Origin of the sequence: Gelidibacter sp., from assembly GCF_035515035.1 — a bacterium.
Taxonomy (GTDB): Bacteria; Bacteroidota; Bacteroidia; order Flavobacteriales; family Flavobacteriaceae; genus Gelidibacter.
On the sequence record NZ_DATJCA010000147.1, the window covers coordinates 1 to 19,488 of the forward strand.

A 19,488-nucleotide genomic window follows, 5' to 3' on the forward strand; every position below is an offset into this window, starting at 1 on the left:
TATCCACCAAGAACAGACAGTCTGGCATTAAAGAAAAACTTGTTCAATGAGGATGCCGATTATCTGAATTTTGAAGCCATAGTAAGCACTTCAAAAGGACAAATAGCAGTGGCCCCAGGAACGCTTACGAATCAATGGGAAGCCAATGACCGAAGATATTTTCAGTATCAACTGGAAGAAAAAACCGATTATTTCTTCAGTTTTGTTTCGGCCGCTTATGACATCGAAAAGGATAGTTGGACCGCACCAAGTGGAAAAAAAGTGGCGATAGAAATTTATCATTCCCCCAAGCATAAACGGAATTTGGAGTATTTTGTCAAAGGAGTTAAGATTGCATTGGACTACAATTCTAAAAACTTTTTGGAATATCCGTATTCTGTAATTCGAATTATAGAGTTTCCAGCACATTCTACTTTTGCACAGTCTTTTGCGACCACCATTCCGTATTCTGAAGATTTTGGCTTTGCCGCCGATTTCTCCAAAGCCGACAGTTTTAATTATGCTTTTAGAGTGACTTCGCATGAGGTGGCCCACCAGTGGTGGGGTCATATCGTGACGCCAAGTAAAACCTCAGGGGCTAATATTATTTCAGAAACCTTGGCAGAATATGCATCCTTAATGACCATGAAACAAGAATATGGTGAAAATGGGATCAAATCGTTCTTAAAAAACTCTTTGGATACTTATTTAATAAACAGAAAGTTTAGTTTTAAACCAGAGCGCACGTTGATGAACGTAGAAACTGGAGGTTATATTTGGTACGAAAAAGGGTCAATGATTATGTATGATTTGCAGGATGTCATGGGAGAAGATGTGGTGAATAGTGGGTTGAAAAACTTTTTGGAAGAATTTAAATACAATAAGAAAGGGGTGTATGCAACTTCTGAAGATCTGTATAATGCCCTTTATGCAGTTACTCCAGACTCTTTGAAATACAAAGTGGATGATGGTTTTAAAGAGATTGTATTGTATGAAAATAGAGTACTGAAGGCCAAAACAAAAGCTTTGGACAATGGCAAATGGGAAACGACGTTTACGGTCAATTCCAAAAAAATCTATTATGATGATAAAGGTAGAGAGGATAGGGTGGATGATAAGAAAAACTTAGTCGATATTGGTTTGTTTGGCGAAGATGTAGTCAATGACGATGGGATAACCATCAAAAATCCATTGTATTTTAAACTTAAATGGTTGGAATCTGGAGATAACACCTTTACGATTATTACCGATAAAAAACCATTAAAGGCAGGGATCGATCCATACAACAAGTTGATTGATCGTAATTCGGACGACAATTTGAAATCGGTGGAAGAATAAATTAAAACAAAATAAAGAATGTAAAAGCGAGGTATATCTTCGCTTTTATGTTTTGGGTGATTGGGTAAGGCACACAGCTATACCAAATTCAAACCGGCATCTCTGTAATCTTTGATTTCAGGGTTTTTAGGGTCAACATCAGTGACGATGGTGTCAATTTCAATGAAACTACAAACGTCGTAATTGAGAATGGTATTTAATTTATTGGAGGTCGCTAAAAAAACCGCACGTTGGGAAGCATCGATCATCGCTTTTTTAATAAGGGATACTTCATATCCTTCATCAGTGATGCCTTGCTTCAAACTTAAAGCGCTAACTCCTATAAAAGCAATATCGACCCTTAATTTTGACAAATACTGTATGACATCAATCCCAATGGTTACCATAGAACTTCTATGGATCTTGCCACCAATAAATATAGTTTCAATGAGTGGATGTTCCGTTAGCTGCATCGCTATAGGAAGGCTATACGTATAGATGGTGGCTTTTAAGTTTTTAGGCAATAATTTGGCGAGCATTAAATTTGTCGTTCCGCCACTCATGATGATCACCATACCATCGGTAATTAATGGAATTGCTTTAAGAGCGATGCGTACCTTGTTTTCTCTATTATAAATGACATCTTCATTATAATGATATAACTTTTGGATGGTTGAAATGGCACCACCATGTACTTTGGTCAACAGCGCCTGCTCATCCAACTCCTTAATGTCTCTTCTTATGGTGTCTTCGGACACGTCCAATTTCTCAGCTAAAAAGCTTGAGCTGACTTTTCGGTTGATGCTTACTTCATCAATTATTTTTTGCTGACGCTCTTTTTTCTTCATATCAACTTTATTTTCCGAGCTAAAATAGCATAGAAATGCGAACTTATTATAAATATACGCATAAAACTGCTTGTTTAGATACTTATTAGAGCATCATGAGCTAAAATATTCTATATTTGAGGTGATTTATTTTAAATTTCGCCAAATTACAAAATCATGAGTACTTCTAAAAGGTTAATGTCACTGGATGTTTTAAGGGGTCTGACTATTGCGTTGATGATCCTTGTCAATACTCCTGGGAGTTGGAGTTTTATTTATGCTCCATTAAAACATGCCGCTTGGCATGGATGCACGCCAACAGATCTCGTATTTCCGTTTTTTTTATTTATCGTTGGGATGTCGGTGTATTTTTCTTTTAAAAAATATGGAACAACTTTATCCAAAGCTACTGCTTCCAAAATAATTAAGAGAGCTATTATTATATTTTTAATAGGCCTTGCACTTAATTTATACCCTTATTTTAACTTTGAAAAAGTGCGGGTAATGGGTGTTTTGCAACGAATTGCCTTAGCCTACGGTGCGGGTGCCATGCTTTGCTTAGCACTAAATAGACAAAAACTACTGATCGCTCTAACAGCCATCTTGTTAGGTTATTGGGCGCTCTTGTACTTTGGGGCAGCATCCGATCCTTATTCCTTAGAAGAGAACATTGCCAGACGCTTTGATCTTTTTCTATTCGGAGAAAATCATATCTATAAAGGTTTTGGCATTCCGTTTGACCCAGAAGGTGTGCTGTCTTCCATTCCTGCGGTTGGTACCGTCATTATAGGATATCTCATTGGTCAGGTTATTGATATCGAAACCTCTCTTAAGTTGAAAATCAAAAAGCTATTGATTTACGGGATCATAATGGTGGTAATCGGTTGGGTTTGGTCACTTGTTTTTCCGCTCAACAAACCGTTATGGACCAGTTCTTACGTAATGTATACAGCAGGATTGGGAACGCTGTTTTTAGCCCTTTTAATTTTTCTTATCGATTACAAGAATTACCAAACTTGGGCAAAACCGTTTGTGCATTTTGGGTCTAACCCTTTGTTTATTTTCGTGTTTTCTGGACTCTATGCAAAGACCATCAGTTATCTGATCAAAATTCCAGTTTCCGGTAGTTCAACGCCAATCTCTTTGTATAATTATCTATTTACGAAAGTGTTCGCACCTATCTTTGGCAATATGAACGGTTCGTTAATGTTTGCCATTAGCCACATCATCGTATTTTGGTTTATATGTTACCTGTTGTATCGAAAGAAAATCTTTATTAAAATATAGATTCCCAAAGAAAATAAAAGTAATCAGGTGTTTAAAACTGTTTCATACGAACTGGTCCGACAATACAAACCAATGAGGTGTGTCAAGAAATTTTAATCGCCTTCGTAGAGAAAAAATTTTCGGAGTAGAAAAACCTATTAAAAATTAACCATAAAATCCTAACTTATGGATTTTAAAAATAAAAACTAAAGCCACCAATGAGCGCCACCTTAATTTTAATTATCATAGCCTTATATTTTGGAGTCTTACTGCTGATTTCCCATTTCGTATCCCGAAACTCAAGTGATGAATCCTATTATACGGGAGATCGAAAATCACCTTGGCAAATCGTGGCCTTTGGGATGATTGGTGCCGTACTTTCTGGGGTCACCTTTGTGTCCATCCCGGGAATGGTTGGCAATAATTATTTTTATTATTTACAATTTGTTTTTGGAAATGTGGTAGGCTATATATTTATCACCTACGTATTGGTTCCCATTTATTACGACTTGAAATTGGTTTCAATTTATACCTATTTAGAAACCCGATTTGGTATTAAGACTTACAAAACTGGATCTTTGTTCTTTTTGATATCGCAGTCCTTGGGCGCAGCGTTAAGATTGATGTTAGCGGCTAAAATTTTACAATATGCTGTTTTTGATGCCTTCCAAATTCCTTTCTTTGTCACGGTCATAATTATCTTGGCGCTTATATGGTTATATACCCATAAATCGGGAATTAAGACCATTGTGTGGACTGATTCCTTGCAGACGTTTTTTCTTTTATTGGCTGTGTTCGTTTCCATTTATGTGGTAAAAACCTCTTTGAATTTAAGTATCTCAGAAACGGTTACTGCAGTGACAGATCACCAATATTTTAAGATTTTTGATTGGGACTCCCATTCGGGCAACAACTTTTTCAAACAATTTATATCTGGGATGTTGATTGCCGTGGCCATGGTTGGGCTGGATCAAAATATGATGCAAAAAACCTTAACCTGCAAAAACAAAAAAGAAGCACAGAAAAACATCCTGACCTTTAGTATTTTTTTGGCGGTTGCCCAGTTTCTGTTCTTAGGATTAGGGGTGATGCTTTATTTGTATGCAGAACAACTAGGTGTTCCATTGGAAGTGGAAGATGGGAAATTTATCAATACCGACAATCTGTTCCCGATGTTATCCTTAACCCATTTTGGTATGATTGCCGGAATCAGTTTTATTTTAGGGATAACCGCCGCGTCTTTTTCGAGTGCAGATTCTGCCATCACAGCACTCACCACATCGTTTACGCATGATTTTTTGAACATTCAAACTAAGCCAATCAAGAAAAGGCTGCAATTGAAAAATCGTACCTTATTTGGCTTTTCTGTATTGATTTTTATCATTATCATGCTGTTTTCAGAAAGTAAGGGAGATGTCATTTCAACCATTTTCAAGGTGGCAGGATATACCTATGGACCCTTGTTGGGTCTCTATATGTTGGGTATTTTTACAAAAGTACAAGTCCATGACAATGCCGTACCCTATATCTGTATCGCGATGCCATTGGTCACGTATTTTCTAAATTACGCTTTTATAGAATGGTATAATTTCGACTTTGGATTCATGAATATTTTTGTCAATGCCCTCCTTACGGTAATTTGCTTATTGCTTGTGAAAAAGAAACGTCATGTACCTCTCTAATTAATACGATATTTTATTGTGAAATTAAAAACAGTCTATATACTATGGAACATAAATTAACCACCGAACAACCCTCGGCTTATAATGATTTGGAAAAAATGAATACGTTTGATCTCCTTTCAAATATGAATACGGAAGACAAAACGGTGCCTCTGATCCTTGAAAAAGCCATCCCGTCCATTGAACGATTAGTAGATGCCATCTACGACAAAATGAAAGATGGTGGCCGCTTGTTCTATATTGGAGCTGGCACGAGTGGCCGCTTGGGGATTTTGGATGCCTCTGAATGCCCACCAACCTTTGGCGTACCACACAATATGGTTATAGCCCTTATTGCAGGAGGAGATGTTGCCCTGAGGAAAGCGGTTGAAAATGCGGAGGACCATACCGAATTGGGGTGGAAAGATTTACAGGAATACAATATTAATGATCATGATGTCCTTATCGGGATAGCAGCTTCTGGTACCACACCATACGTTATTGGTGCTGTAAAGGAAGCAAGGAAATCAGGAATTATCACCGGCTGTATTACCTGCAATAAGAACTCACCATTAGCCCAAGAAGTTGATTTTCCGGTTGAATTAGTTGTAGGACCAGAGTTTGTGACGGGCAGTACCAGAATGAAAGCGGGAACGGCCCAAAAGCTCGCCTTGAATATGATTTCTACCACAGTAATGATTAAATTGGGTAGGGTGCGAGGCAATAAAATGATCGATATGCAACTTTCCAATAAAAAGTTGGTCACGAGAGCGGTCCAAATGATCATGAACGAACTCCATGTGGATGAAGACTTGGCAGATAAGTTATTGGCTGAGCATAAAAGCGTTCGTAAAGCAATTGATTCCTATAATTTAAATAAGAAATGAAAAATATTTTATTGACATCCCTTATCGTAGTTTTTGTGTTGGCATCTTGTGCCAAAATTCCTACTAAACATTCCACTGGTACCGATCATCAAACGCGTTGGGTGGATAGCATTTATAACACAATGTCGCTTAAGGAAAAAGTGGGACAATTGGTTATGGTGGCGGCTTATTCCAATAGAAGTCCAGCGCATTCAGATTCCATTCAAAAACTAATTACTGATCATCATATTGGCGGGCTTATCTTTTTCCAAGGTGGTCCCGTTAGACAAGCCAACCTGACCAACCAATACCAATCCAGTTCTAAAGTGCCTTTAATGATAGGAATTGATGGCGAATGGGGCTTGAATATGCGTTTGGATAGTACTGCACGCTATCCGTATAATATGACCCTTGGTGCCATTAAGGACAATGACCTTGTTAGGCAGATTGGAAAACAAATAGGGGAGGATTGCCAGCGTATGGGAATTCATATCAATTTTGCCCCGGTTGTGGATATCAATACAAATTCAGAAAACCCAGTCATTGGAGTGCGTTCCTATGGAGAGGATAAATTTAACGTTACAGAAAAATCCATTGCTTTTACCGAGGGTATGCAGAGCGCTGGCGTTTTGGCCTGTGCCAAGCATTTCCCAGGACATGGAGATACCGCTACGGATTCTCACAAAACCCTTCCTACGGTGGCCTTTAGTGCCGAACGTATTGACTCTGTAGAGCTTTATCCCTACAAAAACCTATTTAGAAAAGGTGTTGCAGGCGTGATGGTAGCCCATTTAAACGTTCCTAATTTGGAAAGTCAGGAGAATTTACCGTCGTCACTGTCCTATCCAATTGTTACGGAACTATTAAAAGAAAAATTAGGTTTTAAGGGACTCATTTTTACAGATGCCTTAAACATGAAAGGTGCCTCAAATTATAAACAACCAGGCGATATCGACTTGGCTGCATTTATGGCGGGAAATGACGTTCTTCTTTTTACTGAAGATGCTCCCAAAGCCATTTCAAAAATTGTGGAAGCTTACAACAATAACGATATCACAGAAGAACGCTTGGCGCATTCCGTTAAGAAAATCCTTGCTGGCAAATACAACGTGGGCCTTAATGATTATGCACCAATTGATACTGAAGGTCTTTTGGAAGATTTGAGTAAAGACGTGAATGGCATTCTATATAAAGCAGCGATTAAAAATGCCATTACCCTTATTAAAAATGACGGAGGTGTCTTACCATTGTCTAAAAACACAAAAGAAAAAACGGCATTTCTAAAATTGGGAGATGGTACTTCCGATAGTTTTATCAATGCATTAAAGCAGAGAGGTCCTATTACTGATATCTCCACGCTATCAAAAGAAGAACTGTTGGAAGCGATTCAATCTTACGATAGAATTGTTATTGGCTATCATCGTAAAAACTCACGTCTTACACATGCCATTTCAGGTACTGACAGAGACCTGATTGAAGCGGTCTCAAAAAACACTAAAACGGTACTGGCGCTGTTTGCGACACAGTATAGCTTAAAAGAAATGAATTTGGAAACTGTAGAAAGTATCTTGATTTCTTATGAGAATGTAGAAGATGCCAACACAATTTCTGCTGAAATCATCTTTGGAGAAACAGAAGCGATAGGAGAGTTGCCAGCCTCTATTTCTGAAACTTTTCCAGTCCATTCAAGAATCAACATGGCAAAATAATTGTTAGGTGATTCCATTGAACAGATGGGAGCACAATGCGGCTCTATAATTAAGAAAGATTTAATAGCTGCTATTTTACAGTAGTATCCCTAAATTATCGCCTTAAATAACTAGCTCCAGGTTTAATACCCAGAGCTAGTTTTTTGTTTAAGATTATAATGGTCTTAAGTATCGAACATTTTCTTTGTAATTACCAACAACCCCGACAGAATTTGAATCTCAGTCCTACAGTAATGGGAATTGAGTGATTTACTTTCAGAAAGCGCATACAAATGCGTTTGTCCCAATTCTTATGTATAGTAATGAGTACTTTAAATGACTAGCTCCAGGCGTTAGGCCTAGAGCTGGTTTTTATTTTAGATATGAAGTTGGTAACAAACTTCAAGTCACAAGCCTTGTTAAGTTTCAATTTCATAACATAGTCGTGGGTCATTTCTTGTGGATTACAAAATTGGAAAAATAAGTACTTTACTCTTTGACGAAACCTACAAATGATGTTTTCTCAATGCCATTGGATGATGCTGACCACTTAAAATGACTAGCTCCGGGCTTAAGACCCAGAGCTAGTTTTTTATTTGAAATATTTCGGTTGTAACTAAGTTCTAATTACCAACCCGGATTTTGTTTCAATTCCACGCCTTCAGCCTCATACAAACTGATGTCGTTTGTTGGAATGGCACTTAAGTAATGTTTTGGAGAAACGAAATCTCTCGTCACGCCTGCATACGGAATGACGTAACCTTCAGCATTTACTTTCGTTTTAGAATCTGTACCAATCAAGGATGGGATTCTGGCACCTAATACGACATCAGGGTTAGCCGATGAATCCAAATAATCGCCTTTCTTCCAACGTAAAATATCTGCTTGTCGCATGGCTGTCCAGCTCATAAACTCAGTACGACGCTCACGACGAATCTCCCAAATAATTGGGTTAACAGCTCCAGTAATTTGTTCTAGGGCAGAAGTTCTTTGCGGATCTTCTATTTGAACACCATTTACCATGGCATTAGTACCATCGGTTGTTAGCGTTGCGATTCCAGCACGTGCGCGTACTTTGTTGATAGACGCATCCAAATCGGCATTGGAAATCGTTCCTAGCTCTGCGCTAGCTTCTGCATAGTTCAAATAGACCTCACTAAGTGTAAAGATAGGTGCATCAATATGATTTTGACCAATAGTGGTGACTTCAGGACCAGATAATGCAGGGTTATTAAACAATTGGAAAACATATCCTGTTATAGAGGTGAGTCCATTCCAAGGTTTGTCTGAATACGCATAATCTTCAGTGCCAAATGCCTTAGCAAAACGAGGATCTCTATTGGCAAAAGTATTGGTGATGTTTTCATCTCCAAGAAACTGTGGGTTTCCACCAACTTGTTTAATTGGTAGTCCGTTGGTAGTCACATAGCTTTCCGCAGCAAATTTTGTCAATCCACTTTGCACCGTCGAGGTGTTGGTGTAAGCCTGTATGGAATTGGCCAAAACTCCTTGGATGTATCTTTTTGCAAGGATCACTTCAGGGTTGCCCAGTAATTCAACTGAGTTATATAGTGATTTCCAATCTGATTGTAACGCATATTTAGGATTGTCCATAACCATCATGGCGGCAGCTTTGGATTTTAGAAGATACTCGCTTCCATCTTGAGAAGTATTATATTTTCTATAAGTTCCTTCATAAAGTCCAACGCGGCTCAACAACGCATATGCGGTGTATTTGTTCACGGTCGTATTTTTATCGTCTTCTTCCAAAAGTAGCGTAATGGCTTCTTCTAAATCCTTAATGACATTGTCAATCACTTGAGCTCTGCTTAATGCTGGTTTATAAACATTAGCATCGTTCTGGCTTAAGTACATGTCTGTGTAAGGAACATCTCCAAACTCTTGAGCCAATCTGAAGTAAGTGAAGGCTCTAAAAAACTTGGCCACACCCAAATAATGGTTTTTCTTAGCCTCGTCCATAGGAACTGTAGGAACACGTTCTAACATTAAATTGGTACGACGGATCAACGTGTAATAATTATTCCAATTGGCATTGGTCGCGTTTGCAGTCGTATTCAGATTAATGAAAACATTCATCGCTAGATTATCGTCTAAATTAGATGAATTATGAAAATAGAAATCGGAGGTTGTACTCGCATTATTCCCATATCCAAAAAAGGTATCATAATTCAACCAAGAAAATGTTCTAACATTATTTTCAGAAGTCCAAAAGTTATCATCCGTGAAAACATCTTTAGGGGGCGTGTCTAAATAATCCGAGCAGTTATAAGCCAGCCCTGCCATTGAAAGCGCAAGGACAGAGAGCTTTACCTTGGAGTTTATTATTAATTTTCTCATTTTTTTTAATTTTTTAATTAGTTTTTAAAATGTAATTTGAACACCTAGGGACCATGTTTTGGCATATGGGAAGGTTCTACCCCAAGCTGATTCCGCATCGTTGATTTCTGGATCTACTGGTAACTTGCTGTTTTTCCAAGTCACTAAGTTCAGACCAGAGACGTAAGGTCTCAATTTGTCAATTCCTATTTTCTTAGTCACACTTTCAGGTATTGTATAACCTACTGTGAGACTCTTCAATCTTAAGTAAGACATGTTCAATAAATATCTAGACTGTGCAACAAAGTTGTTTGATCCTGGCGCATAGCCACCAAAAGCGTTTGCAGCGTGGTTAGGATAAGGATTAGGATAAAAGGCATCTGTATTATCAGGGGTCCAATAATCATTCATATGGCCGTACATAGCATCCGTTCTATTGTAGAAAGGCAATACTAAATCTGAAGTAGCCCAATATTGACGCTCACCAACACCTTGGAAGAAAGCATCAACGTCAAATCCATAAAAAGCGCCTCCAAAACGCATTCCGTATTGGTATTTAGGTGTTGTATTACCAATCACGCTTAAATCTCCTGGCTCTTCCGCCGTTCCTTTACCTCTTGTGATTTTTCCATCACCATCTAAATCTTTGTACATGACATCTCCAGGACCGTATTTAAAAGCGCCTTTTCGGATATCAGTGTAATCTACTCCGTTTACAATTAAACCGGTAGCATCTACATTATCGGAAGACTGGATAAGTCCTTCAGTAGTCAACCCCCAAATTTCACCAATTTTCTGGCCGGTATAATAAGAACCTAACAATTTAGTAGTGTTATTCCACTCAGTAACCTCTGTAGTATAATCAGAAAGTGTAAGATCTGCATAAACAGATACGTCATTTGAGATGTTTTTATTGAAATTGATTCCCAATTCCCAACCTCTAGTTCTAAGATTTCCTGAGTTGGTATTCGCAGCAGATTGTCCAAATGAACCTGGAAGTGTTTTTCCTGGAGATAACATACCCTTTGTATCACGTTGGTAGTAATCAAACGTCATTCCCAACATATTGAAAATTCTCAGATCCAATCCGATGTCTTGGGTAGTTACTTTTTCCCAAGTTAAATAAGGATCCACATTGCTTGGTAACGATACAGAAGGAGGCACTGACATTCCACTTCCTATCCACCATGGATTAGAGCGTGACATCACCGCCAAAAACGCATTATTTGCAATGTTTTGATTTCCTATTGATCCTATTGAAGCACGTATTTTTAGATCATTTAACCAATCGCTCGTGCCTTCCATGAATTTTTCTTTTGAAATTCTATATCCAGCAGACGCAGATGGGAAGAATCCCCACTGCTCATTTGTTGGAAACTTTGAAGAGCCATCATAACGCGCATTCAGTTCCAATAAATAGATCCCGTTGTAATCATAATTTAAACGCGCAAAAACTCCGGCAATGGCATAATCCGATAAACCAGGATTAAGCGTGGAATTTGAACTTAGCGGCGATGTAAATTGATCACCAATGGCCAAGTTAAACTCTGGCTTATTTTTGTCTAATAAGGTGTTTCTACGGGCATAGGTTCTTTCAAAAGTTTGCCACTCTGTATTTAAACCAGCAAGCACATGAAAATTGTGTACATCGTTGAGGGTTTTAAAGTAATTGGCATAAACGTTGGCAACATTTGTTACAGAAGAGGATTTAACCTGGGCCACAAAATCATTACCTGATTCCATCATCGTAGGTTTTCCTGCCACTAAATCTCCTGCGCCTGTCCACCAGTCCCACAATGGCACTTGACCACCGTTCATTTTATTGCTGAAAAAATTATTGCTGACACTATATTCTCCAATGATGTTAAAGTCTTCGGTAATTTGAGCTGTCAACTTCGCACTAAGTCGCGTATCATTTTCAATTCTTTTATTCATCGATGCATTTCTCATGTAGCCCGGTGCATGACGGAACGAGACATCGTTATAGGTTCCATAAGGAAAAAAAGAACCCCAACGCATATAGTATCCAAAATAACCATTTCCAGCCGTATCCAATCCGCTGTTGTAGTAGTTAAATGGCGATTCGTACTGTTGGAAAGATGAAAGAACCTTGAAATCACCCGTAAGCCAATCAGCCAATTGTGTAGTCATACCCATGTTCAGGTTGATCTTTTCATTGGTTTCTGTTTGGATGTTCATAACACCATCTTGATTGGAAATCCCGAGAGAAACAATAAATGAACTTTTTTCTCCCAAAGAACCTTGAGCAGATAAGTTATGGAACATTTGAACCGCGTTTTTCTTCAACATCTCTTCGTGCGGATCCCATATTCTATAGAAATAATGTTTACCTCCAATAACCTCAAAATCTTCTCCCAAGATCATGTTCTTATCACTGCTGGTTCTTGAAGACGCATATTTTTGTTTCCAATTAATGATGCCTGGAAGTAAAGTTTTGTAATTCATTCCAAAAGATTCTGGATTGGCATTACCTGCACGCGCTTGTGCTTCAATCATTGCTGGAAGTTCAATTGTAGGGTCATTAAATTCTACTAATGAAATTGGATTGCTCCAGCCATAACTGCTGCTATAGGCAAATCTGACTTTACCTTCAGCACCTTTACCACTTTTTGTGGTTATCAATATCACTCCAAAAGCTGCTCTCGCACCATAGATCGAAGCCGAGGCCGCGTCTTTAAGTACTGAAATAGAAGCAACATCTTCAGGGTTGATAAGCGACATGTCCGATGGGACACCATCTACCAATACTAAAGGAGAACCCGTAGCGGTACCGTTGATAATGGTTCCAGCGCCCCGGATATTGATATTGGAAGTTTTACCGATGTTTCCTGAATTAAAAGTTACATTTAATCCTGGAGTGGTTCCTTGTAAGCCTTTGGTCAGGTCCGTTATTGGTTTGCTGCCCAGGGCTTTATCCACGTCTATACTGGAAACTGCGCCCGTAAGATTTACTTTTTTCTGGGTAGAGAAACCCACAATAACAATTTCATCCAACACAGATGAACTCTCTGTTAGATTGATATTGACCGTTTGTTGACCTTCAATTATAACTTCTTGGGTTTCAAATCCAATATAACTGAAGCTTAGAGTTTCGCCTGGTAAAACGGCAATACTGTATTTACCATCAAAATCAGTTGAACTACCCTTAGTAGTTCCTTTGACAAGCACATTCACTCCTGGTATGGGAATCCCGTCGGCTTTGTTTGTTACAGTTCCCGAAATCGTTATAGTTTGTCCAAATGTGGCTTGGACCAAAAGAAACAAAAACGGAATGAGGAAAAATTTCTTCATAATTCTTTAGTCTTTATGTGGTTAATTAACAAATATATTTAATAAATGCGTATAAATGCGTTTTTTGAAAAATAATTTTAGAAATATCGTACAAAATGCAAACTCCTGCAACTTTGATGTCATTTGCAGGTTTTGAATTCAATTATTTTAATATATTTGTGTTTGACCATAAACCTTTTAAACTATGCTTAAAGCCCAAAGACACAGTTATATCATGGAGAAGCTTCGAGCGGAGCAAAAAGTGGTGACTACGGATCTGGCCATAGATCTTGATTTATCAGAAGATACTGTGAGAAGAGATTTGAATGAATTAGACCGTAAGAAACTGCTTAAAAAAGTTTATGGTGGAGCGCTGTTGATCAAAGAAAGACCGAGTCATACTTACAATGTTTATATCAGTGCAGAAGAAAAAAAGGAAAAAATTGTAAAAAAGGCCTTGTCGTTGTTGCATGATGATCAGGTGATCATCATGAGTGGCGGTACCACAAATCTTGTATTTGCGAAATTTATTCCAGAGCACTTAAGGCTAACCATCTACACTTATAGTCTGCCAATAGCCATGCAACTGTCCCAATACCCAAACATTGAACTTATATTAATAGGCGGAAAAATGCAGAAAAGTGCAATGGTTACGATAGGAATTGATGTCATCCAGGTATTATCTAAAATTCAGGCCGACATATGCTTTATCGGTGCCAGTAGTATTAATGTTAAACAAGGATTAACGGAGGTAGGCTATGAGGTTTCTGTGGTCAAGAAAGCGATGATAGCATCGTCTGATAAAGTCGTTTCCATGTTTACGTCGAATAAATTAAACACTAAAATGCCGCATGGCGTATGTGAGCTCCAGGAGCTGGACACTATAGTTACCGAATTGGATCCAGATGATGACCGGCTGGAGAAGTACCGAAAAACTGGTATAAAGATATTATAATGACATCCTTAGAAGATCATTATGCGTTTTTATGCGTTTTTTAATGTAACAAAAACGTAGAAAAACGTAAAGTCATTTTAACATTTCAGGTCGCGTTTGCGTACTTAGGAATTTTAATCATAAAAAGATTTTTCGTTCAAAATCAAGGCTAATTTTGGATATTTGACTCTGATTTATAGGGTTTTAAAATCTTGAGTTGGATAGATCAACTCCCAAATTAGCAGGTTTCGTAAGAATCCGGACAGAATTAAAAAACAAAAGAAAGAAACTTCCTAAAAGGAAAGTTCAATAACCCTCTCGATAAGTTTAAACCATATAATTTTTAATACGAAAAACCATGCGGAAAACCCTGCTACTTATAGCTGTTTATTTAGGTTCTTTAAATATAGTACTAGCCCAGAAATTAGACATCATCCCAAAACCGGTCCTCATAGAACAGCAAGGGGAGGTGTTCCAAATTCCATTATCGCCGAAACTTATACTGGATGAAAAACTGCAAAATAGTGCGGAGTATATCCGTGCCGAATTTTTAAAAAGCACTGGAATTACGCCAAAAGTTTTGATCGGTACCAAACAGGGAAAAAAATCAATTGCCTTTTTGGTCGATGAAAAAATCAGGCTTCCAGAGGAGGGTTATAAATTGACCGTCAACAAGGAAGGAGTGCTTATACAAGGAAAATCTGCAAACGGCCTCTTAAGTGGTTTTCAGACCTTGCTTCAAATCAGTTCAGCAAAAGAGGTTGAAAAAGGAACAATTCCTTTTGTATCCATTGAAGATTACCCTCGTTTTGAATGGCGTGGAATGATGCTTGATGTATCCAGACAATTTTTTGATAAAGAGACGGTGAAAAACTATATTGATTGGTTGGCCGCACATAAAATGAATATTTTCCATTGGCATCTTACGGATGACAATGGTTGGAGAATAGAAATCAAATCCATGCCCGATTTAACTTTAAAGGGTGCTTGGAGAGGTCCAGGAGAAGTATTGCCTCCAGCTTATGGCTCCGGAAATCAACGTTACGGTGGATTTTATACCCAAGAAGATATAAAAGAGGTGGTGACCTATGCTTTGGCAAGAGGCGTTTCAATCATGCCGGAAATCGAAATCCCCGGACATTCTCGTGCAGTCATTGGTGCCTATCCAGAGCTGGGTTGCGTCATCACCCATCAAACAAAGAGTGTTCAAGGGGAAGTCGATAATGTTTGGTGTGTGGGTCGCGAAGAAAACTACCAGGTATTGGATGGTATTATTAAAGAATTCACAGAGTTATTCCCTTTTGAATACATTCACGTTGCGGGAGATGAAGTTAACCGTGCTACTTGGGAACAATGTCCAGAATGTCAGGCCTTGATGCAAAATGAAGGTTTTACTGATACGTTCCAGTTGCAGAATTATTTCTTTAGACGGGTCGAAAAGATTGTCGAGAAATACAATAGAAAAGCGGCAGGTTGGAACGAGATAATGAAAGGTGGAGAATTGAGTCCCAAAACACAAATTTTTGCATGGCAAGGTGTGAATTACGGCATTGAATCTGCTAAGAAAGGATACACCACCATTATGATTCCTGGACAATACACTTATTTTGATATGGCACAATCACCCTCCGAACGCGGACATCGTTGGGCGGCAATTATTGATACCGAACGCGTGTATGGCTTTGAGCCCATTCCGGAAAACGACTTGTCCATGAAAGAGCAAAAATTGATCAAAGGTGTCCATGGTGCTTTGTGGAGTGAATATCTTGACCGTCCCGAACGGTTTATGGAATACCAAAGCTATCCACGAATTTCAGCATTGTCAGAAGTGGCATGGTCTAAAAAAGAAGCTAAAAATTGGGAAGATTTTTATGGCCGATTAACAAATAGCCATCTCCAACGTCTGGCCAATATGGGTATAGCCTTCAGGGATTTTCCACCTAAGGCAATTTATAATGACGGAACCATTACCGTGACACCTCCATATGAAGGCGCTTTGGTGCATTATGATGCCGAAGGAAAGGAACCCACTATGGAATCTCCTATATATAACCTTCCAATTGAAACCAAAGACTTCCAAAACTATCGGTTCCGTAGTTTTTTCAATGCGGTTTCCGCAAGTCCGGTTGTAAAAGCGGAAAAACCACCGGTGGCAGCATGGAACACTTCTCAAAGTGAAACTTTAAAGCTATCAGAGCATATTTCTGAACATATTGATAAGAACGGGATTTATTACCTCAGTTTTAATTCTAAAGATGAGCAATCAGCTCATGGTGTGGTTAAGGAAACTTCGCTTTTTGAAAACGATAAATTATTAACCACTTATTCAGAAGAACAGCTTTTGAAATCGAAACCTCAAATGCGTTTTTTGATTGAAAATTATTCTGATAAAAATAGTTACAAACTGGAATTTACCGTAGAAAATAAAGAAGAAAAAGCCTCTTCAGCAAAAGTGAAACTCCATTATTCTCCCTACTTGGAGCCCGAGGTGAAAGTCACTTCATCCATGTCTGAAAATCCAAGATTTCCAATCTCAAATTTAGAGGATTATAATCCAGATACCTATTTGCGCACCGATGTTCCTTGTGAAAATGGCGATTGGATTTTATATACTTTTTCAATTCCTGTAACATCATCTAAAATTGAAGTTTTAACAGGAATTCCAAACCATCCCCGATTTTTTGTCAATGATGGTCATGTTGAATATTCCTATAACGGCACCGATTTTGAAAAAGGGGAGGCGTTTGATTATGGAACGGCATCCATTTACCCAAAACAACCCGTAAAAGCAATTAAAATTATGATCACTGGAACCAACCATGAACCCATTGTGGCGGGCCAGGATTTAAGAATAAATCCCTAAATAATGAAAAAAATTACCGTAAGTATCCTATTTGTTCTTTTGATGTGTTTTGCGACTGGTTGCAAATCCCTAAAACATCACGACAGGGTTTTTGATACCGTTCAAAATGAAGTTTATATTGATTCCATGATGTACAACGCGCTTGAAAAAGGTTTTTTCCCAGGAGCACAAATTATCGTGGGCAGTAAGGATTCTATTTTTATTTCCAAAAACTATGGCTATCACGATTATTCAAAACAAGAACTGGTAAAACCAGAAGATGTGTATGATTTGGCCTCCATGTCTAAAGTTTTGGGAGCGACCTTGGTAGCCATGCATTTGGTGGGCGAAAATAAAATAAAGTTGGAGGATAAATTAGGCGATGTAGTATCTTTTTATAAACCTACCGCCATTGCCGATTTAAGTCTTTTTGAACTTTTAACGCATACCTCAGGACTAAAACCTTTCATTACCTTTTACCAAAGTCTGTTGTCAACTCCAGACGGACTTGCGTTGTTGAGTCCTGATCAATCTGAAGATTATCCTAATCTGTTTGGAGATATGTATGTCAATAAACACATTGTATACGATCCTAAATACCTCTCTTTTGAACCGAAGGAAAATTATGTCCAGATTTATAAAAACATGTGGCTGAATCCAGAATTTTATGATAAGGTCAATGATGACATTTCTTTGGCACTAACCCGTACTAGAGGTGATTATTTGTATAGTGACCTGAATTTACTTCTTGCACAACAAATGCTGGAAACTAAAACAGGAAAAACATTGGACATTTTAGCTAAGGAAAACTACAGTGAATTGGGGATTTCAAAAATTGGATACAATCCTTTGAAATGGACTTCTGAAGAAAACGTGATCCCGACGGAGATTGACAATTTTTTCCGAAAGGACACCTTAAGAGGTTACGTTCATGATGAGGCTGCTGCTATTTTAGGTGGAGTTTCTGGGAATGCGGGCTTATTTGCAAATGCAACCTCTGTCTCTGTAATTTGTCAGATGTTATTAGACAAAGGGAACTATCAGGGCAAACAGGTTTTAAAGCCAAAGGTGGTTAGGAAGTTTACAAAATCGCCTTTGGCCAAAAAAGGCATTTATCGTGGAATTGGTTTTGATAAGCGCAAACCGAACGAGTTTTACGGTAAAAAGGATTTTGGCCATACGGGCTATACCGGAACTTTCTTCTTTATGAATCCCGATACACAGATGTTTGTAGTTATTCTTACCAATCGGGTTCATCCAACACGGACCAACCGGTTAATGTATGAAGATGATTTTGGTCCTAAAATTTGGAAACAAGTCAACACCTTACAGCATTAAAAAGCACACTTTCAGAGGAAGTAAAAAAACCATCCCATTTCTGTTGTTGACCCAAATCCAAGCTGTGGTTTATTAGTCCAAAAAAGGAAATTGCGCTTTAATGAACGCATGCTATTGAACTAAGATCCTGCTGGGTGTGGTATCACCATAAATGGAATGATGGAATGATATCCCAGTTTCGTGATGATAGGTTCATTGAGCAAATCTTCTATAAAGCTACGCTCATAATTAATCATCACCAATAGCTGAATGTCTTTTTCCTCAATGAAGTTTGATAAAATTTGTTCTTTTTTACCTCGTTCCGGAATCCAATGGAAAGTATGAGGATGGTCTTTTAAAAACTCTTTTAGAGCTTTTACATTGCTATTTTGAAACTCAGTCAGATCATCTTTGTTGTTAATATGGACAATTTCTATATTAGAGTTATGCAATTGTGATAATTTTGTTATGGCATGTAATTCATCTCCGTAAGATCTTTTGAAGCCATTAGCAAAAGCGATGCGCTCTGGCATTACAAATTCATAATTACGGGGAATCAACAAGATAGGACAAAGTTTCACTTTCTTAATTACGGTCACACTGTTGCTTCCCAAAAGAAACTCTTTTGCTCCAGTGGCACCTTTTGTGCCCATAACCACCATATCTATAGCGTATTTATTAATTGCACCTTTTATAGACTCTGTAAGAAAATCTTCACTATAAATGGTTTCAAACTTATGATCACTATTTGTACTTACACTTTTGGCATTTTCTGTCAGTTCAGTCAATTGCTCTTTAGCTGAGTTTTTGAGCTTGTCAATATAACTTGGGGAAATATAAGTTCTTGATCCCGTATTCACAAAGGTCCAAGCATGGGAAAAATAAAATGTACACGGTTTTGTGGCGTATAGTTTTATGGCGTAAAGTGCCGCACTCCAGGCATTCTCTGAAAAATCTGTAGGTAATAAAATATGATGTCTCATTCTATTGTCATTTATCCTTATTATGCAAACTTAACAGTTAATCTGAAAAGATAAAATGATTTATGTCATCAAAAAGCTATTGAATTAAAATAGGTGTAGGGGAGTAGTTTAATCACTGTATTGAGGGCTAAGGAGCAGAGGTACGCTACCAAATGACAAAACTCAAGGGTTTAACGGTGA

At 38.1% G+C, this 19,488-nt stretch carries 12 protein-coding genes; 8 read left to right on the forward strand and 4 right to left on the reverse strand.

Annotation, left to right across the window (positions count from 1 at the left end; genetic code table 11):
• Positions 1-1,317 (forward strand): M1 family aminopeptidase (locus VLZ86_RS11705; protein ID WP_325451526.1); only part of this gene is annotated, 1,317 nt, incomplete at its 5' end.
• A gap of 77 nt (positions 1,318-1,394) precedes the next feature.
• Here VLZ86_RS11705 and VLZ86_RS11710 read toward each other — a convergent pair.
• Positions 1,395-2,144, reverse strand: a complete 750-nt coding sequence (locus tag VLZ86_RS11710) for a DeoR/GlpR family DNA-binding transcription regulator (RefSeq protein WP_325451528.1) — start codon at positions 2,142-2,144, stop codon at positions 1,395-1,397.
• Positions 2,145-2,300: 156 nt separating this feature from the next.
• Between VLZ86_RS11710 and VLZ86_RS11715 the strand changes: the two genes are divergently transcribed.
• The 4 genes from VLZ86_RS11715 to VLZ86_RS11730 all read left to right on the forward strand — a co-directional run bounded on the left by VLZ86_RS11715 (position 2,301) and on the right by VLZ86_RS11730 (position 7,625).
• A complete protein-coding gene (locus VLZ86_RS11715; RefSeq protein WP_325451530.1) occupies positions 2,301-3,410 on the forward strand; it encodes a DUF5009 domain-containing protein in 1,110 nt (369 codons plus the stop codon).
• 197 nt (positions 3,411-3,607) lie between these two features.
• A complete protein-coding gene (locus VLZ86_RS11720) occupies positions 3,608-5,071 on the forward strand; it encodes a sodium:solute symporter (protein WP_325451532.1) in 1,464 nt (487 codons plus the stop codon).
• Positions 5,072-5,115: 44 nt separating this feature from the next.
• Positions 5,116-5,937, forward strand: a complete 822-nt coding sequence (gene murQ / locus VLZ86_RS11725; protein WP_325451534.1) for an N-acetylmuramic acid 6-phosphate etherase — start codon at positions 5,116-5,118, stop codon at positions 5,935-5,937.
• Positions 5,934-7,625 (forward strand): glycoside hydrolase family 3 protein, encoded by a 1,692-nt coding sequence (locus VLZ86_RS11730; protein ID WP_325451536.1) that lies wholly within the window; start codon positions 5,934-5,936, stop codon positions 7,623-7,625. The genes murQ and VLZ86_RS11730 overlap by 4 nt, the downstream gene beginning before the upstream one ends.
• Before the next feature lie 606 nt (positions 7,626-8,231).
• Here VLZ86_RS11730 and VLZ86_RS11735 read toward each other — a convergent pair.
• Together VLZ86_RS11735 and VLZ86_RS11740 are read right to left on the reverse strand one after the other, a co-directional pair.
• A complete protein-coding gene (locus VLZ86_RS11735; RefSeq protein WP_325451538.1) occupies positions 8,232-9,962 on the reverse strand; it encodes a RagB/SusD family nutrient uptake outer membrane protein in 1,731 nt (576 codons plus the stop codon).
• A gap of 24 nt (positions 9,963-9,986) precedes the next feature.
• A complete protein-coding gene (locus VLZ86_RS11740; protein ID WP_325451540.1) occupies positions 9,987-13,253 on the reverse strand; it encodes a TonB-dependent receptor in 3,267 nt (1,088 codons plus the stop codon).
• Positions 13,254-13,437: 184 nt separating this feature from the next.
• On the opposite strand from VLZ86_RS11740, the gene VLZ86_RS11745 reads away from it, so the two are divergent.
• From VLZ86_RS11745 to VLZ86_RS11755, 3 genes are all read left to right on the forward strand, one after another.
• The gene (locus tag VLZ86_RS11745; RefSeq protein ID WP_325451542.1) at positions 13,438-14,187 is read left to right on the forward strand and encodes a DeoR/GlpR family DNA-binding transcription regulator; all 750 of its coding nucleotides are present in this window, start codon (positions 13,438-13,440) and stop codon (positions 14,185-14,187) included.
• A gap of 337 nt (positions 14,188-14,524) precedes the next feature.
• Positions 14,525-17,029, forward strand: a complete 2,505-nt coding sequence (locus VLZ86_RS11750) for a beta-N-acetylhexosaminidase (protein WP_325451544.1) — start codon at positions 14,525-14,527, stop codon at positions 17,027-17,029.
• 3 nt (positions 17,030-17,032) lie between these two features.
• The gene (locus VLZ86_RS11755) at positions 17,033-18,346 is read left to right on the forward strand and encodes a serine hydrolase domain-containing protein (RefSeq protein ID WP_325451546.1); all 1,314 of its coding nucleotides are present in this window, start codon (positions 17,033-17,035) and stop codon (positions 18,344-18,346) included.
• A 119-nt stretch (positions 18,347-18,465) separates the two neighbouring features.
• On the opposite strand, the gene VLZ86_RS11760 is transcribed toward VLZ86_RS11755, so the two are convergent.
• A complete protein-coding gene (locus tag VLZ86_RS11760; protein ID WP_325451548.1) occupies positions 18,466-19,308 on the reverse strand; it encodes a universal stress protein in 843 nt (280 codons plus the stop codon).
• Positions 19,309-19,488: the final 180 nt, after the last annotated feature.